Source organism: Solwaraspora sp. WMMD1047, assembly GCF_029626155.1.
Lineage (GTDB): Bacteria > Actinomycetota > Actinomycetes > Mycobacteriales > Micromonosporaceae > WMMD1047.
This window is the reverse complement of record NZ_JARUBL010000001.1, coordinates 2,669,105-2,695,887: the sequence shown is the minus strand read 5'-3', so window position 1 is coordinate 2,695,887 and position 26,783 is coordinate 2,669,105. Positions and strand designations below refer to the sequence as shown.

The 26,783-nt window shown below is 71.1% G+C and carries 16 protein-coding genes; 7 read left to right on the top strand and 9 right to left on the bottom strand.

What is annotated here, in order from left to right; genetic code table 11:
* Positions 1-260: 260 nt before the first annotated feature.
* A complete protein-coding gene (locus O7627_RS12355) occupies positions 261-3,326 on the bottom strand; it encodes a tetratricopeptide repeat protein (RefSeq protein WP_278093642.1) in 3,066 nt (1,021 codons plus the stop codon).
* A gap of 310 nt (positions 3,327-3,636) precedes the next feature.
* On the opposite strand from O7627_RS12355, the gene O7627_RS12350 reads away from it, so the two are divergent.
* A complete protein-coding gene (locus O7627_RS12350; RefSeq protein WP_278093641.1) occupies positions 3,637-4,062 on the top strand; it encodes a hypothetical protein in 426 nt (141 codons plus the stop codon).
* Between the two features lie 188 nt (positions 4,063-4,250).
* The gene (locus O7627_RS12345; protein WP_278093640.1) at positions 4,251-4,838 is read left to right on the top strand and encodes a hypothetical protein; all 588 of its coding nucleotides are present in this window, start codon (positions 4,251-4,253) and stop codon (positions 4,836-4,838) included.
* 34 nt (positions 4,839-4,872) lie between these two features.
* On the opposite strand, the gene O7627_RS12340 is transcribed toward O7627_RS12345, so the two are convergent.
* From O7627_RS12340 to O7627_RS12330, 3 genes are all read right to left on the bottom strand, one after another.
* A complete protein-coding gene (locus tag O7627_RS12340) occupies positions 4,873-5,544 on the bottom strand; it encodes a hypothetical protein (protein ID WP_278093639.1) in 672 nt (223 codons plus the stop codon).
* Positions 5,545-5,574: 30 nt separating this feature from the next.
* Positions 5,575-5,964, bottom strand: coding sequence for a cellulose binding domain-containing protein (locus O7627_RS12335; protein WP_278093638.1), 390 nt, complete (start codon positions 5,962-5,964; stop codon positions 5,575-5,577).
* A gap of 155 nt (positions 5,965-6,119) precedes the next feature.
* Positions 6,120-8,312, bottom strand: coding sequence for an MMPL family transporter (locus tag O7627_RS12330; protein WP_278093637.1), 2,193 nt, complete (start codon positions 8,310-8,312; stop codon positions 6,120-6,122).
* A 226-nt stretch (positions 8,313-8,538) separates the two neighbouring features.
* Here O7627_RS12330 and O7627_RS37185 point away from each other — a divergent pair, with 226 nt between their 5' ends.
* Complete coding sequence (locus O7627_RS37185; RefSeq protein WP_347404653.1) at positions 8,539-10,461, top strand: response regulator; 1,923 nt, start codon at positions 8,539-8,541, stop codon at positions 10,459-10,461.
* Positions 10,462-10,498: 37 nt separating this feature from the next.
* Here the strand turns inward: O7627_RS37185 and xylB are convergent, their stop codons facing one another.
* From xylB to O7627_RS12305, 3 genes are all read right to left on the bottom strand, one after another.
* The gene (xylB, locus tag O7627_RS12315; protein ID WP_278093636.1) at positions 10,499-11,884 is read right to left on the bottom strand and encodes a xylulokinase; all 1,386 of its coding nucleotides are present in this window, start codon (positions 11,882-11,884) and stop codon (positions 10,499-10,501) included.
* A gap of 88 nt (positions 11,885-11,972) precedes the next feature.
* A complete protein-coding gene (locus O7627_RS12310; protein WP_278093635.1) occupies positions 11,973-14,462 on the bottom strand; it encodes a DNA topoisomerase IV subunit A in 2,490 nt (829 codons plus the stop codon).
* Positions 14,463-14,496: 34 nt separating this feature from the next.
* Positions 14,497-16,560, bottom strand: coding sequence for a DNA topoisomerase IV subunit B (locus tag O7627_RS12305; RefSeq protein ID WP_278093634.1), 2,064 nt, complete (start codon positions 16,558-16,560; stop codon positions 14,497-14,499).
* Positions 16,561-17,077: 517 nt separating this feature from the next.
* Between O7627_RS12305 and O7627_RS12300 the strand changes: the two genes are divergently transcribed.
* Entirely contained in the window at positions 17,078-18,589 is a 1,512-nt protein-coding gene (locus tag O7627_RS12300; protein WP_278093633.1) for a vanadium-dependent haloperoxidase, read from the top strand.
* A gap of 72 nt (positions 18,590-18,661) precedes the next feature.
* Here O7627_RS12300 and O7627_RS12295 read toward each other — a convergent pair whose 3' ends face one another.
* The gene (locus tag O7627_RS12295; protein ID WP_278093632.1) at positions 18,662-19,741 is read right to left on the bottom strand and encodes a class I SAM-dependent methyltransferase; all 1,080 of its coding nucleotides are present in this window, start codon (positions 19,739-19,741) and stop codon (positions 18,662-18,664) included.
* A 94-nt stretch (positions 19,742-19,835) separates the two neighbouring features.
* On the opposite strand from O7627_RS12295, the gene O7627_RS12290 reads away from it, so the two are divergent.
* Positions 19,836-20,792 (top strand): LysR family transcriptional regulator, encoded by a 957-nt coding sequence (locus O7627_RS12290; RefSeq protein ID WP_278093631.1) that lies wholly within the window; start codon positions 19,836-19,838, stop codon positions 20,790-20,792.
* Here O7627_RS12290 and O7627_RS12285 read toward each other — a convergent pair.
* The gene (locus O7627_RS12285; protein ID WP_278093630.1) at positions 20,758-21,681 is read right to left on the bottom strand and encodes an LLM class flavin-dependent oxidoreductase; all 924 of its coding nucleotides are present in this window, start codon (positions 21,679-21,681) and stop codon (positions 20,758-20,760) included. The genes O7627_RS12290 and O7627_RS12285 overlap by 35 nt on opposite strands.
* 294 nt (positions 21,682-21,975) lie before the next feature.
* Here O7627_RS12285 and O7627_RS12280 point away from each other — a divergent pair, with 294 nt between their 5' ends.
* Together O7627_RS12280 and O7627_RS12275 are read left to right on the top strand one after the other, a co-directional pair.
* Entirely contained in the window at positions 21,976-24,024 is a 2,049-nt protein-coding gene (locus tag O7627_RS12280; RefSeq protein WP_278098256.1) for a cellulase family glycosylhydrolase, read from the top strand.
* Positions 24,025-24,239: 215 nt separating this feature from the next.
* Positions 24,240-26,780, top strand: a complete 2,541-nt coding sequence (locus tag O7627_RS12275) for an alpha-L-arabinofuranosidase C-terminal domain-containing protein (RefSeq protein WP_278093629.1) — start codon at positions 24,240-24,242, stop codon at positions 26,778-26,780.
* Positions 26,781-26,783: the final 3 nt, after the last annotated feature.

Genomic DNA, 26,783 nt, shown 5'->3' with positions numbered 1-26,783 from the left:
GTAGGGGACCACCAGCCGACGGCTGTCGAACATCGGCGGCTCCAGCTGCCACACCCGCGCCTCGCAGAGGTTGAACGCCTTGACGACGCGGCCGCCGGTCGCCAACTCGATCTCCTGTGCCATCGACCGACCGGGCTCGGTGACCAGCGTGAAGTGTTCGTCCTCGACCGGGTTGTTGCAGTCGACGACCGGTTTGCCGCGCAGCCCGTCACCGATCTCGGCCAGGGTCGCCGGTATGCCCTGGTAGAGAACCGGCGCCGTCAGCTGGCGCTTGTGGTCGACTCGACCTGTCCCAGCCGACCGCGGATGGCCGGTACGGTGGTTTCCTCCTCGTCGGTGTGGTCGACGCCGAGGCGGGTGAGGATGGTGAGCGCCTCCTCCCAGTGCCGGCGGGCCTGCTCGGACAGATTGAGGGCGCGGTGCGCTGAGGCCAGCCCGTCGTGTGCGCGCGCCTGGTCGGCTGGCTGTCCGAGCTCGCGAGCGAGCACGAGAGCCCGGCTGTGGTGCGCGATGGCGGCATCGGGCTGGCCGGCAGCGTTCCGCAGCCGGCCCAGGCCGTGCCGTGCCTCGAATTCAAAGTTGCGGTCGCCACTGTCCCGGGCGAGGGCAAGGAGTTCGTGGTAGTGGGCGTCGGCCTGCAGGTGACGGCCACACCGTCGGTGGAGGTCGCCGAGGCCGGTCAGGGCGTTCAGCTCGCTTCGGCGGTGGCCGGTGGCGCGGGCGATCCGCAACACCTGCTCGTAGTGCTCGACAGCCAGCGGGTACCGACCCTGCAACCGGTGCATGTCGCCAAGACCGGCCAGGGCGTCGAGTTCGCCGGCGCGGTGGCCGGTGGCCTTGGCTATCCGCAACGCCTGCCGGTAGTGCTCGGCGGCTTGCTCGGGCAGGCCCTGCCGCCGGCGGATGTCGCCGAGGCTGCCCAGCGCGGTCAGCTCGCCGGGGCGGTGGCCGGTGGCACGGGCGATCCGCAACGCCTGCTCGTAGTGCTCGGCGGCCTGCCGAGGTCGGCCCTGCAGCCGGTGGATATGACCCAGACCGGTCAATGCGGTCAGCTCGCCGACTCGGTAGCCGGTGGCCCGCGCGATTCGCAGCGCTTCGCCAAAATCGTCGGCGGCCTCCTCGTGCCGGCCCTGCAGGCGTCGGATGTCGGCTAGACCGCCCAACGCGTCCACTCCGTGAACGCGGTTGCCGGTGGCGCGGGCGGTGGCCAGGGCTTGCTGGTGGAGCGTCTCGGTGTCGTGGTAGAGGCCACGGGTGCGCAGGTGCCGATGCAGGATGCCGGAGAGGTGCCGAACGTGGTCGGCGTGGTGCTGTTGTGCGGCATGCCGGACGGCGGCCAGTAGGTTGCCGTGTTCGGTGTCCAACCACCGCAGCGCCGAGGCCGGGGTGGACAGCTCGGGACGGGGAGTGTTCGCTGCTGGGACCGGCGGCCGGTGCTCCCGCTCGGCCGGGTAGGCCGCGTCCATGGCCAGCGCGGCGACGTGCCGGTAGTGATCCAGCAGCCGGCTGATCGCCGCTCGCGCGGTGGACTCGGTCAGGCTGCCGGTTGCCGCGTGTGCGCGGGTCAGGTCGTGGAACCGGTACCGGCCCGGGGTCGGCTCCTGCAGCAGGTGAGCGTCGAGAAGCCGGTCGAGCGTCCGGTCGGCGTGCCCCACGGTGACGTTCAGCAGGGCGGCCGTGGCGTACCGCTCCAGGTCGGGTCCGGGATGGCGGCCGAGCAGCCGGTACGCCTGCTGCAGGTCGGTGTCGAGGTGACGAAACGACAGGTCGAGGGTCGCGGTTACACTGCGCTGCCCGGCCTCCAGCTCGGTCAGCCGGTGCTGCGGGTCGCGTAGCCGCTCCACCAGATGGGTCAGCGACCAGGTGGGGTGAGAGCGCAAGCGGGCGGCGGCGATGCGGATCGCCAGCGGCAGCTGGCCGCACCTGTGCACAAGCTCGATCAGTAGATCAGGTGACTCGTCACGGGGCTGACCCACGCCAGCGACACGGGTGAACAGGGTGATCGCGTCGGGAACCGGAAGGGTGTCGAGTGACAGCGTGTAGGTGGGATCGAGTCCTGGCAGCCGGTGCCGGCTGGTGACCAGCACCATGCTGCCGGGAGCACCGGGTAGCAGCGGCTGCACCTGGGACTCGGTGGCGGCGTTGTCCAGCACGAGCAGCACCTGTTTGTCGGCGAGCCGCGTCCGGTACAGCGCGGCCCGTTCGTCCAGACCGGCCGGGATCTGCGCCGCCGGGATGCCGAGCGCCCGCAGCGCGTGGTCGAGTGCGGCCTTCGAATCGACCGGCTCCACCCCGCAGGTGTATCCGTGTAGGTCGATAAAGATCTGTCCGTCCGGGTAACGCCCGACGATGTGGTGGGCGACGTGGACCGCCAAGGCGGTCTTGCCGATCCCGGCCATTCCATCGATCGTGCTTATCGCCAGGGCGGATGCGTCGTGTACCCGGGCCAGCGCGGCGACCTCCCGGACCCGACCGGTGAACATCCGCGGTGGCGCCGGCAACTGCTGCGGGACGCTTCGGGACACCGGCGCGGCGGCGGGTGGGTCGGTACTGACCAGTGCGGTGGCCTGGATCTGCCGGTCCGGCGGCGGTGGGAGGGCATCGCCGCGCAGGATGGCCTGGTGCAGCTGTTGCAGGTCATGACCGGGGTCGATGCCGAGTTCGTCGGCCAGCAGCCGCCTGGTGCGGGTGTAAAGGTCAAGAGCCTCGGCGGTACGGCCCAAGCGGTACAGCACGCGCGTCAACTCCACGGCCAGGGGCTCGACCAACGGGTACTGCGCGGCCAGCTCACTCAGCGGTCCGATCACCGTGGCCGGATCGCCCACGCGGTTCTCGGCCCGCGCCCACAACACGACGGCGTCCAGGTACTCCTGCTGCCACGCGGCGCGGGTCCGGGTCGCCCACTGGGCCGGCAGACCGGCCAGCGGTTCACCGTGCCACAGCCCGATCGCCTCATGCAGCCGGGCCGCGCGGACCTGATCCGGACTGTCCCGGTCCCGTGCCCGGGCGACGAGCCGCCGAAACTGGTGCAGGTCCACCTGCACAGGGTCGATGTCGAGCAGGTAGCCGCCGGACCGACGTACCAACGGCATGGTGGCACCGGCCGTCGTCAGCAGCCGCCGGAGCCGGGTGATGTGCACATGCAAGGTACGGCGGGCGCCCGCCGGGGCGGTTTCCCACACCCGATCGATCAACATCTGGGTAGACACCAACCGGCCCGCATCGACGAGCAGAAGCGCCAGCACGAGCCGCTGTTGTGGCCGCCCGAGCGGGATCGCCTGACCGTCCACCCGGGCTTCGACCGGGCCCAGTACCCGAAACTCCATGACGTCCCCCCGCGATCGACGTCTGACGGAGCGGACCCGCGCTGCCCGGCCAGCACTGATCCACGCCTACCGATTCAGTGTAGGCCGATGCACGGCGGTAGTCGGTCCCGCCGTTAACAGTCCGTTAGGAACTCGCGCCACCGTCGACGTGCAGGCTGGAAATCGCGCGGCGGACATCCCCACAACCAAGACCGGTACCGGAGACGAAACGTCCGCACCTGCGTACCACGATCTGTCCCTCCCCTACCGAACAGGAAGGATGTTGACGATGTCGATCACACAGCCAGACAGGAAACCAGCCGGGAGGTCCATGCGCGCCAAGGTGCTGTTCACCGCGGCCATCGCGATGATCCTCGCACTTCCGGCGTCGGCCTCTGTCGCGTCCGCTGATGACCAGGTCAGCAAGGGATCGCCGACGGTTGGCGCCCCCGAGACGCCGACCCGGGTCAGCGCCGCCGACCGCTCCGGAACGCAGGTGATCTACGACGTCGGTTGTTGGACGACGTTCCGCCCACCTGCCCCGGGCGGAGCGCCGATGACGCACTACTACGCGAACTGCGCGAACACCTGGGTTATCGTCTGCCCGGCCGTCACCGTCAATGGTGTCCAGACGGTCTACTACAACGTATGGAAGGCACTGGGGCCGTACCCCGGCGTAGCCGACCACACCAACACCGCCGTGTGGTATTACGCGGCGACAATCCCGAACGGCAATTACACCACGGTCTTCTGCTGACGCGGAGAATCCCCGGCGCGGACCTTCCCGGTCCGCGCCGGTGGCGAACACCCGGACCCGGGCAGACAGTTTCGGTGGCACGTCCACCACCGTTTCACCGTCGGCGACCAACCGCGCGGCGATGTGCCGGCCGATGCCGTAGCCGCCGTCGGTGCGCGGCGGTGGATTCTGGCTTCTACGGTGGGGGGATGACCAGCATCCCGACCGGCGTCGCCTGGCGGCTCTATCTACGCGCTCTCGCTGAGGCCGGGCTTGACGTCGCGTCCGTCGGCGCCTGGATCGCCGCCGCCGAGTTGCCCCCGGCCCGCCGGCGCCTGGCCCGTGGGGCGTTGGCGGCGGTCACCGTTGCCGTGGCGATCCCGGGGGTCCGTGCCATCCGCGCCGACATCGCGGGCAGAGCCGAGCCGGTGATCCCGGGCGCCCGCTCGGGGCTGCCGTTCGTGGACGCTGGTATCAGGCTCCCCGCCGGTGAGCCGGCCGGAGGGGACGCCTCAGCGCGGCGGCGGGCTCTCCTGGCCGGTGCCGTCGTGCTGGCCACCGCCGGGGCCGTCTCCGTCGGCGTCGCCGCGGCCGGCCGCCGACTGGAGCGACGCTGGCTGGCGCGGCTCGCCCGGCACGGCCACCCGCACCCGCACCGGGCCCTGGGCGTGCGGACGGCCGCGTTGTACGCGGTGGTGGTCGTGCCCAGCCGGCTGCTCGCCGTCCGGAAATCCGCGCAGGCCGACCGCCGAGCGAACGTGCCGGGCGGCGCAGACGCCGCCACCGGCACCGGATGACCCGCTGCGTCCGCGTGTGGCGATATCGTCAAGCTCAGTAATACGGAAGCTGGGCCTCAGCAGATGGTCCTGAACCCGCTGACGGAGGAACCCGCAGACCAGCGCTCGGCGACAGTCCCTCCGCTGGGAGTGGGCGCAGTGCGGAGAAGACGTCGGACCAGTTGGCCGGGAGATTCTCGAAGATGAACCGCTGGTACCGCGTCATGAGCAGGGTGCCGGCGGCGCTCACCTCGGCGTCGTCCGACCGCGTGGCCTCGATGCACTGATCGAGGCAGTCCCAGTCGGGGTCGTCGTCGTCCACGCCGACCGTCGCGAGCGCCGCCAGGACCGTCTCGTCCTCGAAGAACGAGTCGTCCCACGCCGTCGCCGCGCCCATCAGGTACGTGAGCTGTGTGCTGGGTAAAAGCCGCTGCTCCGCGAGCGCTTCGCTGTCGTACGTCCGGTCCGCGTCCTCGCCCACCAGGTCGGAGATCCCGATCGACATCTCGACCAGATCCCGCCAGTACGCGACGTTGCGCGCCCCGTCGGTCTGAAGCATGTATTGGCTCGCGAACACCGCCATCCGTTCCGGGTCGTCGATCAGCGGCGACACCACCGTGTCCATGCTGAAGTCGAACCCGAAGAACCACCGTCGCCCGTCGACCACGATGGACTCGATGCCGCCCACCCGGCCGTCGCGGTCCTCGATCGGCTTTGCGTCTTCCACGGCAGGTGAGCTTACTGCGGCGCTCCGCGGCTAGCTGCAGGTCACCGTCGGATAGACCGGCGAGCCTGTGCCGGCGTACCCGAAGGTGTAGCTCTGCCCCGGCAACAGCGTCCCGCCCGTGCCGTAGGGCGGTGGGTGGATGTGGAGGAATGAGCCGGCCTGGGTGACGGTCGCGCCCCAGACCTGAACGATGTAGCCGGGCGGTGGCACGGGCAGGACAGCCCGCCAGGTCACCGGTCGGGCGGATATGTTCTGGATGGTGACGTTTACTACGTATCCGCTGTTCCACTGCGAGGGGACTGTGATGTCGACCTTGCACAGGCCGTCCTCTGTGTCGCTCGCGGCGCTGGCGGGCGTCGCCATCATGACCGCCGCGAGCACGGCGGTCAGAAACGTCGCGAGTTTGCTCCGGTACCCCATGGACTCAAGGATCCACCGTGACAGAGATGTCGGTCAATGCATCAGAGTGCCAGAGTCTAACAACGCTGGGCAGGTGAACCTGTCTCGCGCTCGGCATGGGTGGGGCCGCCGCCGGCGGTCGGCGGGCGGCGGCCCCGGAAGGAAGCGCCGGGCCGTCAGGCCGACACGGGTACGGGACCGGCCGGCTCGGGTACGACCTCGAGTTGGTGACGCAGCTTCTCGCCTTCGACGTCCACGTTGGGCAGGAGCCGGTCGAGCCAGCGCGGCAGCCACCAGGCCGACCTGCCCAGCAGGGTCATGGCGGCCGGCACGATGGTCATGCGGACGATCAGCGCGTCGAAAAGCACGGCGATACCGAGGGCGAACCCGATCGACTTGATGATCGCGTGGGGAGCAAGGATGAATCCGGAGAAGACGCTGATCATGATGATCGCGGCAGCGGTGACGACCCGGGCGCTGTGCTCGAACCCGGAGATCACCGCGTGCCGGGCAGCGATGCCGCGCACGTAGTCCTCGCGCATGCGGGTGACCAGGAAGACCTGGTAGTCCATGGCCAGGCCGAACACGATGCCGATCATGACGACCGGCAGGAAGCTGGTGATCGGTCCGACCTGATCGACGCCGAGCGCGCCGGCGAACCACCCCTTCTGGAAGACCGCGACCACCGCGCCGAAGGTAGCCGCGATGCTGAGCAGGAAGCCCACGGTCGCGGTCAGCGGCACCAGCAGCGATCGGAACACCAGCATCAGCAGGATGAAAGCGAGGCCGACCACGACCGCGAGGTACGGGATCAGCGCGTCACCGAGCTTGGTCGAGATGTCGATGTTGATCGCGGTCTGGCCGGTGACGGCGATGTCCGCGCCGGGCACCTCGCCGTCCTGCTGCCGGATTTCCCGGACCAGGTCCTTGGTGGCGGCAGTGCTGGGGCCGCTGCTCGGGACGACGGTGAGGATCGCGGTGTCGCCGGCCTGGTTGATCGCCGGCTCGGTGACCGCGCTGACGTCGTCGATGCCGCGAAGCCGGGTCGCCACCTGCTCGGCCGCCTGCTGCGCCGCGCCGTTGCGTGAATCGACGACGACGATCAGCGGGCCGTTGAACCCGGGCCCGAACCCTTCCGAAAGCAGATCGTAGGCTTTGCGCTGCGTGGTGTCCTTGGCAGCGGTGCTGTCGTCTGCCATCCCCAGCCGCATGTCCAGTGTCGGCAGCGCGACCACACCGAGCCCGACGACCGTGAGCACCAGCACGGCCACCGGCCGGCGGGTGATCAACCGCACCCACCGCGCGCTGAAGGCGGTACGGCCGGGGGCCTTCGAATCCGGTGAGTGCAGCCCACGGCGGCGCTTGCCGACGATCCGGCGGCCGGCGATGCCGAGCAGCGCCGGTAGCAGCGTCAGCGCGATCACCACGGCCACCGCGACGGTGAACGCCGCCGCCAGGCCCATCTGGGTCAGGAACGGGATACCGACGACAGACAGCGCGGCCAGGGCGATGATCACGGTGAGACCGGCGAACACGACCGCGGAGCCGGCGGTGCCGACCGCCCGGCCAACGGCTTCCTGAGGCTGCCGGCCGGCGGCCAGTTCGTGCCGGTACCGGGAGACGATGAACAGCGCGTAGTCGATCGCGACGGCCAGGCCCAGCATCAGGGCGATGGTCGGGGTTTCGGAGGAGAGCTCGGCGAACCCGGAGGCCGCGGTGACCACGCTGATGCCGACGGTGATACCGACAATCGCGGTCAGTAGCGGCAGGCCCGCGGCGACCAGGGACCCGAACGTGATGACCAGCACGATCGCCGCGACGACCACGCCGATCACCTCGCCGAGGGCCTGCTCCTCGTCGACCGCCAGCGCGTCACCGCCGACCTCGACGCGGAGCCCGCTGACCCGGGCGTCGTCGACCGTGCTGGTAAGGGCGGCGTGCGCGGCCTCGGACACCTGGTCCGCGGGCACCTGGTAGGTGGCCTCGGCGAACCCGATCGTGCCGGTCTCGTTGAGCGCACCGGAACTGAACGGGTCGTCGACCGAAGCCACCTGCGGCGCCTGCCTCAGGTCGGCGACCGCGGCCTCGACCGCCTGCCGGTACACGGGGTCGCGCAGGGTCCGGCCGTCGGGCGTGGCGAACACGACCCGGGCGGTGGCGCCGCCGGCCGACGCTTGCGGGAACCGCTCGGCGAGGAGGTCGATCGCCCGCTGCGACTGTGCGCCCGGAATCCGGAACGAGTCGTACGTCGGTCCGGACAGCGCGGCGGCGCCGATCAGCGTCGCGGCCAGGACCGCCAGCCAGGCGCCGACGACCCACCAACGCCGGTGGAAGGCGAACCGGCCCAATCGGTAGAGGAACGAGGCCATAGGAGTCTTCTCCTGTTCAAGGGCGTGAAATCGACTCCTGGATCGTTCGTCAGCGGGGCCGTCCTCGTCATCGGCCTGCCGCGGTGACCGCAGCCGCCGCGATCGCGGCGGCTGCCGCCGGCCGCTACCACGTACGCGGGTGATGCGATGGCCGGACGCGGCGTCGCCTACTGCGCTCGTAGTAGATCGTTTGCCACGCCGGCGACGGACTGCCTACTGTCGGCCCGTGAGAGCTGGCGGCCTTGTCGAGGCAGGCAGACATCGTGCGGCCGCCGGTCTGAATGGGGTGGCGGCCGGGGTGCGCCGGCTCGCCGGCACGCATCCCGTCGCCGCCCGCGTGGCCGGAGTCGGCGTCCTTGTTCTTCTCGCCGTACTGATCACCACGACGCCGGGCCGGGCCGGGTTCACGATCACCGCGATGGCCACCGCGGTCGTGGTCGCCGCCTGCTTCGTCGTCCTCCCCGTACTGCGCTGGCCGGTCTGGCTCATCCCCGCCATTGCGACCGCGGGCGTCGTGGCCGCGATCCCGTCTGCGGCGACCGACTCGCCCGCCCGCTCCGCCCTCATCCTGTCGATGCTGCTGTTCTCCCTGCGCAGCGAACGGATCGTGGTGGTGGTTGTCACCGCCGCCGCGAGCGTCGCCGCGGTGCTGGCCGGCAGCTTCGCGGCCACCGTCAACACGAGGGTGGCGCTCAACGACGTCGAGGTCCTGCCATGGGTCGTGGCGTTCGCCGCCTTCGGGCAGACCATCCGGGCCCACCGGGGGCGGCGGGCCGTTCTCGAAGATCGGGCGCGCCGCGCGGAGCAGGGTCGCGAAGCCGAGGCGCGCCAGCGGGTCCAGGCCGAACGGCTACGCATTGCACGCGACCTGCACGACGCGGTCGGTCACCAGGTGGCGCTCATCAACGTGCAGGCCGGCGCCATGACCCTCCTGCTGGACCGCGCCGACCTCGCCCGGGCGCGGCAGTCCCTGGGCCACATCCAGGACGCCAGCGAAGCCGCGCTCACCGAGCTCAAACTCACCGTGGGTCTGCTGCGCCAGCCAGGCGAGGACGAGTCCGTCGAACCTGCCGGGCGTCTCAGCCGGCTCGACGAACTGATCGCCTCCTTCACCGCCACCGGTCTGCGGGTCACCTGCGACGTCACCGGCCCGGCCCCTGCCCGACGCGGTCGACCTCACGGCCTACCGCCTGATCCAGGAGTCCCTGACCAACACGGCAAAGCACGCTGTGGGCACGTCGGCGTCGGTCCGGCTCGACTTCCGGCCGGGAGTTCTCGCGCTGACGGTGGAGGACGACGGGCCGGCGGTCCCTGGCACCGCACGGTCGGGACCCGATGGCGGGGTCGGCACGGTGGGGCACGGCATCATCGGGATGCGGGAGCGGGCCACCGCACTCGGCGGCCGGCTCTCCGCCAGCCCTCGTCCCGAGGGCGGCTTCCGCGTGATCGCCGAACTGCCCGTTCCGGCCGGCGCGACCGCATGAGCGTCGTGCGTGTGCTGCTCGCCGACGACCAGGACATCGTCCGAGCCGGGCTTCGGCTCATCGTCGACAGCGCCCCCGACCTGACGGTCGTCGCCGAAGCCGCGACCGGCACCCAGGCCGTGCGGATGGCCCGCCAGTGCCGCGCCGACGTGGTCCTCATGGACATCCGCATGCCGGAACTCGACGGCCTCGCCGCGACCCGCCGCATCTCCACCGACCCTGACCTGGCGGGCACGAAGGTGCTGATCCTGACCACCTTCGAGGTCGACGAGTACGTCTTCGAAGCGCTGCGGGCCGGCGCCAGTGGATTCCTCGGCAAGGGCGCACGTCCGGAGAGGCTGATCGACGCGATCCGCACCGTCGCCGGCGGCGACGCCCTGCTCTCACCCGCCGCCACCCGCGGGCTCATCGCCCGCTACCTCGCCGCAGACGACCACAAGCCGGCCCCCGCCGCCAACCTTCTCGACGGGCTCACCGTACGGGAACGCGAGATCGTCTCGCTGGTCGCCATGGGTATGTCGAACGCCGAGATCGCCGAACATCTCACCCTCAGCCCGCTCACCGTCAAGACGCATGTGAACCACGCCATGACCAAACTCGACGCCCGCGACCGCGCGCAACTGGTTGTCATCGCATACCAGGCCGGCGTTCGCGGTCCCGCCTGACCAGCCGCGTCGCGGGCCGCTGGTGGCCCCGGTCCCGCTACCTCAGCAGCGGGAGTGCCCGTTGGCGGATGTCGGCGTAGCGCTCGTGGACCTTGGGGGTGGCGTCGGCGGTGATCTGGTCGGCCGCGACCGGCCACTGCGGTGGCTCGGCGGCGCCGGAGAGCGCCCAGGCCGCCTGACGGGCGGCGCCGAGTGCGACGTACTCGCCGGGGCGGGGCACGCTCACCGGCGCACCGAACAGCGCGGGCGCGATCGCGCGTACCGCTCGGGACGCCGCCGCGCCGCCGATCAGCAGGACCCGGTCGACCGGGACGCCCTGGGCGCGCAGCGCGTCCAGGGCGTCGGCCATGCCGCCGAGCATGCCCTCGACCGCGGCCCGGGCCAGGTTCGCCGCCGAGGCGTTCGCCCGGGTCAGCCCGGCGAGCAGACCGCGCGCGTCCGGCAGGTTCGGGGTGCGCTCCCCGTCCAGGTACGGCAACAGCGTCAGCCCGCCCGCGCCCGGCGACGCCGACAGCGCCAACTCGTCCAACTCGGCCAGCGACCGGCCCAGCAGGTCGGCGGCCGCGACCAGCACCCGGGCCGCGTTGAGGGTGCACACCAGCGGCAGGAACCGGCCGGTCGCGTCGGCGTAGCCGGCGACCAGCCCGCTCGCGTCGGCGGTCGGCTCGTCGTTCACCCCGAACACGCACCCCGAGGTGCCGAGCGACACCACCACGTCGCCGGGGCGCAGGCCGACGCCGAGCGCCGCGCCCATGTTGTCACCGGTGCCGGCCGCGAGCAGCGCCCCGGACGCGGTCTCGCCGACCGTCTCGGCCGGCCCGGCGACCCTCGGCAGTGCCAGGTCCCGGCCGAACGCGAGCTTGATCAGGTCCCGGCGGTAGTCCTCGGCCGCGGCGGACCAGTAACCGGTGCCGGACGCCTCACCGCGGTCGGTGGTCGGCTCTCCCCCGTCGGCGCGCAGCCGGTGGGTGAGCCAGTCGTGCGGGAGCAGCACGGTGCGGGTCCGGGCCGCGAGGTCCGGTTCGGCGCGGGCGAACCAGCGCAGCTTGGTGACCGTGAAGCTGGCGACCGGCACCAGTCCGACCGCGTCGGCCCACGCCTTCGGGCCGCCGAACTCGCCGGTCAGGTCGACCGCGGCGCGGGCCGAGCGGGTGTCGTTCCACAGGATAGCGGGGCGTACCACCTCGCCTGCCTCGTCGAGGCAGATCATGCCCTGCTGCTGCCCGCCGACGCCGATCGCGGCGACCCCGTCGAGCAGGCCGGCGCTGGCCCGCTCGAACGCCTCCCACCACAGGCGCGGATCGACCTCGGTGCCGTCGGGGTGCGGGGCGCGGCCCTCGCGGAGCACCTCGCCGGAGTCCGCGTCGCAGACCACGACCTTTGTCGACTGGGTCGACGAGTCGACCCCGGCAACCAGCGTCATCACACCTCCAGCAGGTGTTCGATGGCCATGGATGCCGACTGTACGCCCGCGACCCGGATTAGTTCAATGGCTTGACAAAATTCCCGGGTCACTCACGTTCGATCAGGTGGCCGACGACCTGCGGCACCAGCATCACGGCCGCGCCGGAGCCGTCCCGGCGCGGGTCCACCGGCGGCAGCTCCACCGGCTCGCCGCGCCCGGTCGCGCCGACCGGGCGCGGTCCGACCCAGGCCAGCTCCAGGCCCGCCTCACCCTTGAGGAACCGCTGCGCGCGCACGCCGCCGGTCGCGCGCCCCTTCGGCGGGTACGCCCCGAACGGCGTGAGCTTGACGCTGCGATCGGTGGCGGTGACCACCATCGGCTCGCCGTGTTCCGGGTCGTCGGTGCGGACCGCCCCGAAGAAGAGCACCCGCGCCCCGGCCGCCAGGTTGACCCCGGCCATGCCGCCGCCCTTGAGGCCCTGCGGACGCACCAGCCGGGCCGGGAACCGCAGCAGCGACGCGTCGTCGGTGAGGAAGGCGAGGCTCTCGGCACCGTCGGTGAGCCAGGTCGCGCCGACCACCTCGTCGCCGTCGCGCAGCCCGATCACCTCGAACTCGTCCGAGCGGACCGGCCACTCCGGGGCGCAGACCTTCACCACGCCCTGCCGGGTGCCCAGCGCCAGGCCTGGCGAGCCGGAGTCGCGGGCGGCGGCCGGCACCAGCCCGATCACCCGCTCGTCGGCTCGCAGCGGCACCAGCTCGGCGGCGGCCATCCCGCCGCTGAGCGAGACCGTGCCGGCGTGGTCGGGCAGCACCGGCAGCGGCAGCACCTCGGTGCGGAACGCCCGACCGGCGCTCGTCACCAGCAGCACCTGGCCGCGCGCGGTCGCCGGCACCACGGCCCGGACGGTGTCGTGCCTGACCCGGCCGTTGCGGCGGCGCCCCTCGGTGGACTCCTCCGACTCGGCCACCGTCCGGGCCACCAGCCCGGTCGCCGAGAGGATCACCTGGCAGGGGTCGTCGGCGACCTCCAGCGGGCCGGCCGGCACCGAGGCGGCGAGCACCTCCTTGAGGTCGCCGCCGATCAGGGTGGTGCGGCGCGGCGACGGGAACTGCTCGGCCACGGCCGCCAGCTCGTCGGAGACCACCTGGCGCAGCACCGCGGGGTCGTCGAGGATGCGGGACAGCTCGGTGATCTCGGAGCGCAGCCGGTCCTGCTCGGCCTCCAGCTCGATCCGGTCGTACCGGGTGAGCCGGCGCAGCGGGGTGTCGAGGATGTAGTTGGCCTGGATCTCGGTCAGGTCGAACTCGCGGATCAGCGCGGCCCGGGCGGCCGGCACGTCGTCGCTGCCCCGGATCAACTGGACCACCAGGTCGATGTCGAGCAGCGCGATCAGCAGGCCCTCGACCAGGTGCAGCCGCTCCTGCCGCTTGCGCCGCCGATAGGCGCTGCGCCGGGTGACGACGTCGTAGCGGTGCCCGAGGAACGCCTCCAGCAGCGCCTTCAGGCCCAGGGTGCGGGGCTGGCCGTCGACCAGGACCAGGTTGTTGACGCCGAACGACTGCTCCAGCGGGGTGAGCCGGTAGAGGTCGGCGAGCAGCGCCTGCGGGTTGACGCCGACCTTGCACTCGATGACCAGCCGGATGCCGTTCTCCCGGTCGGTGAGGTCCTTGACGTCGGCGATGCCCTGCAACCGCTTGGTCTTGTTGACCTCGTCGGTGATCTTTTCGATCACCTTCTCGGCGCCCACCCCGTAGGGCAGTTCGGTGACGGTGATGCCCTGCCGGCCCCGGCTGCCCTCGACCGGCCCGATCTCCACCTTGCCGCGCATCCGGACCACGCCCCGGCCGGTCTCGTTGGCCCGGCGGACCTCGTCCAGGCCGAGCAGGAGACCGCCCGTCGGCAGGTCGGGGCCGGGGACGAACTCCATCAGCTTGTCCAGGGTGGCGTCCGGGTCCTTGATCAGCCAGCGGGCCGCCGCCACCACCTCGCCGAGATTGTGCGGAATCATGTTGGTGGCCATCCCGACGGCGATCCCCGAGGTGCCGTTCACCAGCAGGTTCGGGAAGGCCGCCGGCAGCACCTTCGGCTCGGTGAGCGAGCCGTCGTAGTTGGGCTTGAAGTCGATGGTCTCCTCGCCCAGCTCCCCCACCAGCTGCATCGCCGCCGGGGACATCCGGGCCTCCGTGTAGCGGCTGGCCGCCGGGCCGTCGTCCGGGGAGCCGAAGTTGCCGTGCCCGTCGATCAGCGGGACGTTGAGGGAGAAGTCCTGCGCCAGCCGGACCATCGCGTCGTAGATCGCGGTGTCGCCGTGCGGGTGGTACTTACCCATCACGTCGCCGACCACCCGGGCGGACTTCACGTAGCCACGGTCCGGCCGGTAGCCCTGCTCGCTCATCGAGTAGAGGATGCGCCGGTGCACCGGCTTGAGCCCGTCACGGGCGTCCGGCAGCGCCCGGGAGTGGATCACCGAGTACGCGTACTCCAGGTAGGAGTCCTGGATCTCGGTCGCCAACGGGTTGTCCAGGACGGTGGCGCCCGCCTGGTCGAAGGCGGACAGGTCGCCCCGGGGCTGCTTGCCCTTGCCGCGTGCCATCTTTGATCAGTTCCTTCTACGAGTGACTGCCCGGTCAGGCGTCGATGCTCTCCTGGTCGACCCGCCCGGCCGACTCGATGAGCCAGTTGCGGCGCGGTTCGACCTTCTCCCCCATCAGCAGCTCAAGGGTCTGCTCCGCGGCGTCCACGTCGTCCAGGGTGATCCGGCGGACCGACCGGGTGGCGGGGTTCATCGTGGTCTCCCACAGCTCGTCGGCGTCCATCTCGCCGAGCCCCTTGAACCGGGGCACCGGGGTGACGATCTGTCGGCCGGCCTTCTCCAGCCGGCGGACGGTCTGCTCCATCTCGGTCTGGGTGAAGGTGAAGATGGTCTCCGGGTTGCGCCCCCTCGTGGTGATCTTGTGCAGGGGCGGCATCGCGGCGTACAGCCGGCCGTCCTCGATCACCGGGCGCAGGTATTTGGCGAAGAGCGTGATCAGCAGCGTCCGGATGTGCGAGCCGTCCACGTCGGCGTCGGCCATCAGGATCACCCGGCCGTAGCGCATCGCGGCCAGGTCGAAGGTGCGGCCGGTGCCGGCGCCGAGCACCTGGACGATCGCGGCGACCTCCACGTTGCGCAGGGTGTCGGCCAGGTTCGCCTTCTGCACGTTGAGGATCTTGCCGCGGATCGGCAGCAGGGCCTGGTATTCGGCGACCCGGGCCATCCGCGCCGAGCCGAGCGCGCTGTCGCCCTCGACGATGAACAGCTCGCTGCGCTCCAGCCCGGTCGACCGGCAGTCGACAAGCTTCGGCGGCATCCCGGCGCCCTCCAGCGCCGTCTTGCGCCGGGCGGCGTCCTTCTGCTGTTTCTGGGTCAGCCGCACCCGGGCCGCGTCGACGATCTTCTGCAGCACCGTCCGGGCCTCGGACCGGGTCTTGCGGTCCTCGGTCCACTGCTTCACGTACCGCTCGACGGCGGTCTGCACCACCCGGGTGATGCCGGCGGTGGAGAGCTCGTCCTTGGTCTGCGAGGTGAACTGCGGCTCCGGGATCCGTACGTGGATCACCGCCGTCATCCCCTCCAGGATGTCGTCCAGGACCGGCGGGTCCTCCTTGGGCTTGAGCAGGCCCCGGCTGTTGCGGACCGCCTCCACCAGGGCCCGGACCAGGCCGCGCTCGAATCCCTTGCGGTGGGTGCCGCCGTGCGCGTTGCGGATGGTGTTGGTGAAGCACTCGACGGTGCGCTCGTACCCGGTGCCCCAGCCGAAGGCGATCTCCACCTCGGCGCGGCGCTCCACGTCGGCCTGCATCACGCCGTTGGCGTCGGCGGCGTTCTCCTTGTAGCGGCCCTCCGCCCGCACCAGCAGCGGGCCGGCGACCGAGCGTTCCCCGGCCGGGGCCAGGAACTCCACCATCTCGACCAGGCCGCCCGGGTGGTGGAAGACCTCCTCGGCCCCGGTGGCGTCGGTCCCGGCCTCGTCGCGAAGGACATACCTGACCCCGGGTACGAGGAAAGCGGTGTTACGCAGCCGCTGGCGGACGGCGGGAACGTCAAGCGCCGCCCCGGAGTCGAAGTAGCGGGCGTCGTACCAGTAGCGGATCGACGTGCCGGTGGACTCGCCGCGCTTCATCCGGCCGACCTGCCGCAGGCCGGACTGCGGGGTGAACGGCGCCCGCGGCCCGTCGCCGTCGAAGACCCCCGGCTCGCCGCGCCGGAACGACATCTCGAAGACCTTGCCGGCCCGCTTGACGCGTACGTCGAAGCGGAGCGACAGGGCGTTGACCGCCGACGCGCCGACGCCGTGCAGGCCACCGGAGGCCTTGTAGCCGGAGCCGCCGAACTTGCCGCCGGCGTGCAGCCGGGTCAGCACCAGCTCGACCCCGGACAGGCCGGACCGGGTGTTGACGTCGGTCGGGATGCCCCGCCCGTCGTCGTCGACCTGGACCGACCCGTCGGCGTGCAGGGTGACCTCGACGGCGGTGGCGTGGCCGGCGACGCCCTCGTCGGTCGAGTTGTCGATGATCTCGTTGACCAGGTGGCCGATGCCCCGGCTGTCGGTCGAGCCGATGTACATGCCCGGCCGCTTGCGGACCGCGTCCAACCCCTCGAGGTGGGTCAGGTCGTCGGCCCCGTACAGGGTGTCAAGGTCTGCGCTCAACTGGTCGTACTCCCAAATCTCGCCGGACGCAGTGAGCCTAACCGCAGGCCCCGACGATCTCGGCGGCCGGCCGGCTCGGACGGCGACCGACCCGGCTCGGGAGGCGCGGGCCGCCGACTCCCCGACGCATTCCGCGACGGGATTCCCAGCCATAATGAATAGTTGCGACGCTTTCCCGACAGCGACACCAATCAGCACTCCGGACATATTGGCGAACTCGCGCCGGGAATCGGCCGACCGGCTCCGGCGCGGGGGTCGCACTGCCGCTCGCGAGCTGCGACTTTCCACATTATCTGTCGATCTTCCGGAGGTCCTGACCCCGGCCGACGGTCCCATGGGACACCTCGGCAACCGCACGGAAGTCCCGACTATGTCCGTTTGTGCTCGGCGCCGCCCGACTGGCGGCCGGTCCTAGTATTGCCAACGCGGTGACCGGTAAAAGACGCCGACGCCACCCGGGAGGCTTCGGGGAAGGCACCGCCATTGTCCAGCTCAGATCGGTTCATGGGGGAAAAAGATGACCGACCGCCGATTCGCCGCGCGCGACGCGCGCATTCGGGCCGCCGAGGCGGAGTTCGCCCGGCACATCCCGCACCAACTCAGCAATGGAGAGGAGTCCGACCACCCGTTCGTCGCCAACTACTCGAAGGGGCTGCCGCACAACGAGTTCGGCGAGGTGGAACCGGCCGCGTACGGCCTGCTGCGGCGGGCCGCGACCACCATGCGCAGCGAGGACTTCGAGCGGATTCCGCTGGCCGGAAAACGCCCGCTGGTCAACCCGCAGGCCGGGCTCTCCTTCGATCTGCAGGGGCCGGACCCGCAGGCGCTGGCCATCCGGCCGGCTCCGCGCATCGACAGCGCCGAGAATTCCGGCGAGATGATCGAGCTGTACTGGATGGCGCTGCTGCGGGACGTGCCGTTCACCCGCTTCGACACCCACGACCTGGCCGCCGAGGCGGCCACCGAGCTGACCGGCCTGTCGGACTTCCGGGGACCGCGTCAGGACGGTGAGGTCACCCCGCAGGTGCTGTTCCGGGGAAACACCCGGGGCGATGTGGTCGGGCCGTACCTGTCGCAGTTCCTGCTCCGGGACATCCAGTACGGCACCCTGTTGATCCCGCAACTGCAGGACACCCTCGAGCCGGGGCCGGACGACAAGCCGGTCGATCATCTGATCGGGTTCAAGGAGTGGCTGGCGGTCCAGGACGGTGCCATGCCCCCCGAGGACACGCGGAACCAGAAGGTCCGCCGGTACATCCAGACACCGCGCGACCTGGCGCACTACGTGCACTTCGACGCGCTGTACGAGGCGTACCTCAACGCCGCGCTGATCCTGCTGCACGCCAAGGCACCGGTAGACGCGGGAAATCCCTACACCTTCTCCGGCAACCAGATCGGCTTCGGCACGTACGGCGGTCCGCACATCCTCTCCCTGGTCACCGAGGTGGCGACCCGGGCGCTGAAGGCGGTCTGGTTCCAGAAGTGGTGTGTGCACCGGCGGTTGCGGCCGGAGGAGTTCGGTGGCCGGGTGCACCTGATGGTCTCCGGGAAGCGGGAGTACCCGATCGACCCGGAGGTGCTGAACTCGCCGGTGCTCAAGCGGATCGCCAACCGGAACGGCAGTTACCTGCTGCCGCAGGCGTTCCCGGAGGGCAGTCCCACGCATCCCTCCTACGGCGCCGGACACGCCACCGTCGCCGGGGCGTGCGTGACCATCCTCAAGGCCTGGTTCGACGAGTCGCACGTCATCGACCGCCCGGTGGTGCCGGCGGCGAGCGGGACCGCGCTGATCCCGTACACCGGTCCGGACGCCGACCGGCTGACCGTCGGTGGCGAGCTGAACAAGGTGGCGGCGAACATCGCGATCGGGCGGAACATGGCCGGGGTGCACTGGCGCACCGACTACTCCGAGTCGGTACGGCTCGGTGAGGAGGTGGCGATCGGCCTGCTCCGCGAGGTCAAGCACACCACCCACGAGGACGCGCACTTCACCCTCAGCCGCTTCGACGGCACGACGATCACCATCTGACGGCCCACGCCAGCCGGCGGACCAGGGACCCGATCCGCCGGCTGGCGCGTCGACCGCGACCAGCGGTTCCGGCTACGGCCGGGCTTCGTACACGTGGTTGAAAGGGGTCTGCGCGGCGAGCCGGAAGCTGGTGAACCCGGCCTGGGTCGCCACCTCGCGGATCCGGGCCGGGCCGGCCTGGGTGCCCAGCGCCGCACCGACCGGTTGGGACAGGGACGCCGGCGTGCACAACAGCGTGGAGAACCCGTAGTAGGCGCGGCTGACCGGATTCAGGTTGTCCTCGACGCGGTCACCCGCCGCCGGTTCGACGATCATCCAGGTGCCGTCGGCGGCGAGGACGTCGCGGACCCGCCGGCCCGCGGCTACGGGGTCGCCCATGTCGTGGAGGCTGTCGAACATGGTCACCAGGTCGTAGCCGTCGCCCGGGACGTCCGATGCGGCGGCGATCTCGAACCGCGTCCGGTCGCGAAGGCTGGCGTCGGCGGCCCGTTCCCGTGCCGTGGTGATCGAAGCCGGGTGGTAGTCCGAGCCGACGAAGGTGGACCGGGGGTACGCCTGGGCCATCAGGATCGTCGAGGCACCGTGACCGCACCCGACATCAGCCACCCGCGCGCCACGCTCCAGCTTCTCGACCACGCCGTCGAGGGCGGGTAGCCAGGACGTGACGAGGTTGGCGGCGTACCCGGGGCGGAAGAACCGCTCGCATCCCGCGTGCACGTCGGTGTTGCGTTGGTGCCAGCCCACCCCGGTCGCGGCGCGGGCCGCCGCGAGCACCATCGGCGCGTCCCGGACGGTGCCGTGCGCGATCTGGAAGAAGCCGGGCAGAAACGCGGGGCTGGTCTCGTCCGTCAACGCCACCGCGTGCTCCGGGGGCAGCGTGTACCGGCCGGTGCCCGGGTCGTACTCGACAAAGCCGCCCGCGGCCTGGGCGTTCAGCCACTCACGGGCGTACGGCTCGCCGGTAGCCGTCCGGTCGGCCAGTTCGGCCGCCGTGGTGGGTCCGTGCTCGGCCAGGTCCCGGTAGTAGCCCAGCTGGTCGCCCATCACCACCAGGGCGCAGTTGATCGCCGCGCCGACCTCCTCGACGGCACGGAACACGAACGCCATCAGCTTGTCGGTGTCGACCGGTACGGACGAGTCGGTTGCGGTCATCGCTTGTCCTCCATGGTCACGGATCCGGAACCGGATGCGCAGACGCTAGGCGCGAATACCATTAGCGGCAATGGTGGAGACTGGAGAGCGATTAGTGAATCTAATAGGCTACCTGCGCGGCATCCGGGCCCTCTGTGAGGTCGACGCCCACGGGTCGTACTCCGCCGCCGCCGACGCGCTGGGGCTGACCCAGTCGGCGGTCAGCCAGCACCTGGCTGCGCTCGAACGCGAGACCGGGTTGCCGCTGGTCGAGCGGGGGACACGGCCGGCCGCGCTGACCGAGGCGGGTTACGCGCTCGTCCGGCACGGCAGGGCGGTCCTCGGCCGGCTGGACGCGGCGGCCTTGGAGCTGGCCGAGATCGCCGGCCGCCGCGCCGCCCGGCTCCGCTTCGGCAGCTTCCCGACCGCCCTCACCACGTTCGTGCCGGCCGCGATCGCCCGCCTGCGCACCGAACACCCGACGGTGGCACTGTCGGTGGTGGACGACCACATGCAGGGCTTACTGCCCCGGTTGGTGGACGGAGAGCTCGACCTAGCCGTCATCTTCGACCATGCCACGCTCCCCGAGACCGCCGCCGACGGGCTGCGCCGGATCCACCTCTTCGACGACAGGTACCAGGTCCTGCTGCCCGCCGGGCACCGCCTCGCCCGCCGCCGTCGGACGCTCGGCATCGCCGATCTGGCCGAGGAGGTGTGGATCGGCGGGCGTGCCGAGAGCGTCTGGTTCCAGATCGTCCGACACGCCTGCCGGGGCGCCGGCTTCGAACCGCGAACCTCGCTCGCCTCCGACGACTATCGGGCGGTGCAGGCTTTCGTGGCCGCCGGCCTGGGGGTCGCGGTCGTCCCGGGGCTGGCCGCCCGGCACGCTCCGCCGGGTGTCGCGGTGTTTGGGCTGGGCGCCGGTGCGCCGGTCCGGCGGATCTGCGTTGCGCATGTCGAGGACGGCTTCCAGCCGCAGGCCGCCCGCGCCATGACCGGCATCCTCCAGAACCTCACGGGCCGGCCGGCGAGCCGCGTCAGCGCCGCGCCAGCGGCACCACCTCGGACATGAAGCGGGCCAGCTGAACCTCGGCATCGGCCAGCGGCCAGATGAAGATCCAGTCGACGCCGACCTCGGCGTACCGCCGCAGGAGGGCGGCGCACCGCTCGGCCGGGCCCACCAGGACCCGGCCGTCCAACTGCTCCACCGGCCGGTTCAGCATCGCCGCCAACTCCGCGAGCCGCCGCCGCCCGAGCCGCCCGTCGTCGGTGACGTACGTCCACATCGTGGCCAGCGCACAAGGGAAGCGGCTGCCAGTCCTCCCGCGTTGTTCGAGCGCGGCGGCCAGTTTCACCCGCGCGTCGGCGACCCGCGCCGGAGTGGTGTTGTACGCCGAGGCGACCCAGCCGTCGCCGAGGCGCGCGACGCGCCGCAGACCGGCGTCCGAGCCCCAGCTGGCGATCCAGATCGGCGGCCCGTCCGGCTGCGTCGGAGGCGGCCGCAGCACCGGCCCGGCCGGATAGAAGCGGCCCGTTACCTGCGCGCCGTCCGTCAGGCCGGCGCGCAGGACCCGGATCGACTCCTCGAAGCGCGGCCACCGTTCGTCGAAGCGCACGCCAGCGGCCTCATAGTCCCGCGCGGAGGAACCCGGCCCCACCCCGAGGACGAGCCGGCCGCCGGAGATGACATCCAACGCGGCGGCCGCCTTGGCCAGCGCCACCGGTCCGCGTACGACTGGAAGCGCCACCGAGGTGGCCAACGCCAGGTCGCCGCTGGCCTCGACCACCGCCGAGAGCGCGACGATGCCATCCAGCCACGGCCGCTGGAACACCAGGTGGTCGTTGGCCGTGATGCACCCGTACCCCAGGCGCCTCGCCGTCGCCGCGTAGGAGGACAGCGTTCCCGGTGCCCAACCCTGCCCCTCGAAGTCGATCAACGGGAGGTGTGCGCCGTACCGCATGGCCGAGACCCTACCCACCGGACCACCGGCCGCCCGGACCGGGAAAGCGGCGCCGCGGCCGGTCGGCCCGCCGGCATACGGCATCGGCTGAACTCGATTGACAAAGTTTGGATTCCCGACTTAATCTTCGGCCGAGTTGGCCGGTGCCGGTCGCTTCCCCAGCCGGCGCCGGGCCACCGCCACCCGCCTGCGCGGCAGGCGCCACCGCCGAGGAGCGAGATGTCCGAACAGAAGTCCCGGGTCCGGAGCAGACGCTGGCGAGCCGGTCTGATCGCGGGCGGCGCCGCCGCCCTGATGGTCGGCGCCAGCTTCGCGGTCGCGCTCACCGCCCACGCCGCCACCGGCTGCCGGGTGACGTACGCGACCGCCTCCCAGTGGCCCGGCGGGTTCACCGCGAACGTGAGCGTGACGAACCTCGGCGACCCGATCAACGGCTGGCGGGTCGGCTGGACCTTCCCGTCGGGCCAGCAGGTCACCCAGGCCTGGAACGCCACCGTCACCGCCTCCGGCGGCCAGGTCACCGCCACGAACGTCGGCTACAACGCCGCCCTCGGCACCAACGCGACCGTCTCGTTCGGCTTCAACGGGTCGTGGACCGGCAGCAACACCGCGCCGACCAGCTTCACCCTCAACGGCGTCGCCTGCACCGGCAGCGTCGGCCCGACCACCCCGGTGCCGACCACCAGCCAGCCGCCGTCACCGACCCCGACCAGTTCGCCGTCGCCGTCGCCGACCACCCCGCCGCCGGCCGGCAACGCGATGGCCGCCGTCGCCGCCATGCAGCCCGGCTGGAACCTGGGCAACTCGTTCGACGCCGTCGGCGCCGACGAGACCGCCTGGGGCAACCCGGTGGTGACCCAGGCGCTGATCCGCAACGTCAAGGCGCAGGGCTTCAAGAGCATCCGGATCCCGGTGACCTGGAGCAACCACCACGGCCCGGCACCCACCTACACCATCGACGCGGCCTGGCTGAACCGGGTCAAGGAGGTGGTCAACTGGGCGCTGGCCGAGGACCTGTACGTGATGGTGAACCTCCACCACGACTCCTGGCAGTGGATCAACACCATGCCGACCGACCGGACCACCGTGCTGGCCCGCTACAACGCGCTCTGGACCCAGTTGGCCGCCGCGTTCCGGGACGCCTCCCCGAAGCTCACCCTGGAGAGCGTCAACGAGCCGCAGTTCACCGGCAGCTCCGGCGACGCCCAGAACGCGCAGCTGCTGCACGAGCTGAACACCTCGTTCCACCGGATCGTGCGGGCCTCCGGCGGCGGCAACGCCACCCGGCTGCTGGTGCTGCCGACCCTGCACACCTCCTCCGAGCAGGCCCGGATCAACGAACTGGTCACCACCCTCGACCAGCTCGACGACCCGAACCTGATCGCGACCGTGCACTTCTACGGCTACTGGCCGTTCAGCGTCAACGTCGCCGGGGGCACCCGGTTCGACGCCACCACCCAGCAGGACCTGACCGACTCGTTCGACCGGGTCCACAACGCCTTCGTCGCCCGGGGCATCCCGGTCATCATCGGCGAGTACGGCCTGCTCGGCTTCGACCGGCACACCGGCACCATCCAACAGGGTGAGAAGCTCAAGTTCTTCGAGTTCCTCGGCCACTACGCCCGCAGCCGGCAGCTCACCACCCAGCTCTGGGACAACGGCCAGCACCTCGGGCGTACCTCGTTCCAGTGGAGCGACCCGGAGCTGATCGCGCAGATCAAGTCGAGCTGGACCACCCGGTCGGGCACCGCGTCGGCCGACCAGGTCTACGTGCCGCGGACCGGCGCCATCACCAGCAAGACGCTGACCCTGAACCTGAACGGCACCACCTTCCAGGGGCTGCGCCAGGGCAGCACCAACCTGGTCAGCGGCACCGACTACACGGTCTCGGGCAACCAGCTCACGCTCACCGCGTCGGCCCTGACCCGGCTGGTCGGCTCCCGGGCGTACGGCGTGAACGCCACCCTGCACGCCCGGTTCTCCACCGGGGTCCCGTGGCGGATCGACATCATCAGCAACGACCGGCCGGTGCTGTCGAACGCCACCGGCACCACCGCCGCCTTCGCGATCCCGACCCAGTTCCGGGGTGACCAGCTCGCCACGATGGAGGCCAAGTACGCCGACGGATCCTTCGCCGGCCCGCACAACTGGACCGCGTTCAAGGAGTTCGACGTGACCTTCGCGCCGGACTACTCCGCGAACACGATCAGCCTGACCTCCGCGTTCTTCGCCGAGGTCAACGACGGCCAGGCGGTCACGCTCACCTTCCACTTCTGGAGTGGCGCGACCGTCACCTACCGGGTCACCAGGTCCGGCAGCAATGTCATCGGAACCACCGCCTGACGGTAACCGTCCCACCCACGGGTCGCGCTCCAGGAAAGGGTTTTCACCTGGGTCGCGGCCCGTGGGCTGCACCTTCCCACCGGGCACCTCGAAACGCCTGCACCCGGGGCGACGAAAAGGTGCGAAACATTGACGAGGCCCCACCCGTAGACCAGACTCGATGACCTGTGTGAGCGCTAACACGCCCGCCGCAAACCCGTCCGGGAGGCCCGCGCATGCCCCGTCCACGAGCGCTACTCGGCTTCGCCACCGTCGCCCTGCTGGCCGGCACCGCGGCGGTCGCCGTGCCCGCCCTGGCCCGCCCACCCGAGGCCGACCCCGCGTACACGATCACCGTCGACCGCACCCGGCCCGGTGTCGAGATCGACGACTCGATGTACGGGGTGTTCTTCGAGGACATCAACTTCGCCGCCGACGGCGGCCTCTACGCCGAACTGGTCCGCAACCGCTCGTTCGAGTTCCTGCCGGTGGACAACTCCTCGTACACCGGGCTGACCGCGTGGACCCCCGGCGCCGCCGCCGGCGGAACCGGCACCGCGGCCACCGTCGACGACGACGCCCGCCTCAACGACCGCAACCGGACCTACCTGCGACTCGGCCTGACCAACCCGGACGGCGGCTGGTACGGCGTGACGAACGCCGGCTACAACAGCGGGATCGCCCTGGTCGCCGGCGCCCGCTACGACTTCTCCGTCTGGGCCCGCACCGACGCCGCCGCCGGCACCCCGCTGACGGTGAGCCTGCACGACACCGCCGACCAGCCGCTGGCCCGGTCCTTGACACTGACCACCAACGGCGACACCTGGACCCGGTACACCGGCACCCTGAGAGCCACCCGGACCACCGACGCGGGCCGGCTCTCGGTGCGCGCCGGCGGCACCGGCACGCTGCGGCTGGACATGGTCTCGCTGTTCCCGCGGGACACCTTCCGGGGCCGGGCCAACGGGCTGCGCAAGGACCTCGCCGAGAAGATCGCCGCGCTGAAGCCGGGCTTCGTCCGCTTCCCGGGCGGCTGCCTGGTCAACACCAACAGCCACTACGGGTACGACGCCAGCACGAACTGGGAACGGTCCCGCTCGTACCAGTGGAAGGACACCGTCGGTCCGGTCGAGACCCGGGCCACCAACCGCAACTTCTGGGGCTATAACCAGTCCTACGGGCTCGGCTACTACGAGTACTTCCAGTTCGCCGAGGACGTCGGCGCGATGCCGTTGCCGGTGGTGCCGGCCCTGGTCACCGGCTGCGGCCAGAACCGGGCCACCGTGGACGAGGCGCTGCTGCAACGACACATCCAGGACACCCTCGACCTGATCGAGTTCGCCAACGGCCCGGCCACCTCCACCTGGGGCGGGCTGCGCGCAGAGATGGGTCATCCCGAGCCGTTCGGCCTGACCCACCTCGGGGTCGGCAACGAGGAGAACCTGCCGGACGAGTACTTCGCCAACTTCGTACGGTTCCGGGCCGCCATCGAGGCGGCGTACCCGGAGATCGTCGTGATCGGCAACAGCGGTCCGGACGACGAGGGCGCCACGTTCGACCGGCTGTGGGAACTCAACCGCGCGGCCGGGGTGGAGATGGTCGACGAGCACTACTACAACAGCCCGGCCTGGTTCCTGCAGAACAACGCCCGCTACGACTCCTACGACCGGGCCGGTCCGCGGGTGTTCCTCGGCGAGTACGCCTCCCGGGACAACAAGCTGTTCAACTCGCTGGCCGAGGCCGCGTACCTGACCGGCCTGGAGCGCAACGCGGACGTGGTCAAGCTGGCCGCGTACGCGCCGCTGCTGGCCAACATCGACCATGTGCAGTGGCGGCCGGACCTGATCTGGTTCGACAACGACGAGTCCTGGGGTTCCACCAGCTACCAGGTGCAAAAGCTGTTCATGAACAACGTCGGCGACCGGACGGTGCCGAGCCGGTCGACCGCCCCGGTCATCGAACCGGAGCCGATCACCGGCGCGATCGGCCTCTCCACCTGGGCCACCTCCGCCACCTACGACGACGTGTCCGTGACCGCGCCGGACGGAACCGTGCTGTTTCGCGACGACTTCTCCACCGGGGCGGACGCCTGGACGCCGGTGGAGCCGCGCGGCACCTGGTCGGTGGTCGACGGCGGCTACGTCCAGTCGGACACCGCGGCCCAGGACACCCTGGTCAAGGCCGGCAACATCACCGCCACCGAGTACGACCTGAACCTGAAGGCCACCAAGAACGCCGGGGCGGAGGGCTTCCTCGTCGCGTTCGGGGTGCAGGAGACCGGCCACCTCTACTGGTGGAACCTGGGCGGCTGGAACAACACCCAGGGCGCGATCCAGAAGGGTGAGGGCGGCGCGAAGGAGATCGTGATCGCGAAGCCGAACTCCATCGAGACCGGCGTCACCTACGACATCCGGATCGAGGTACGCGGGTCGCAGGTGCGGCTGTTCCTCAACGGCGAACTGTGGGACAGCTTCGTCGACGACCAGGTGATCGAGCCGTTCGCCCACGTGATCACCGAGGACCGGCGCCGGGGCGAGCTGATCGTCAAGGTCGTCAACGCCCAGGACACCCCGGCCGTCACCCGGGTCGACCTCGGGCGGCGCCGGGTGCACGGCACGGCCCGGATGACCGAGATCAGCGGCGACCCGGGCGAGCAGAACACCCGCTCGGCCGAGCCGATCCAGCCGGTCACCACCACCGTGGGCGGCATCGGATCCACCTTCACCCGCACCTTCGCACCGAACTCCGTCACGTTCCTGCGGATCCGGACCAAGTGAGGC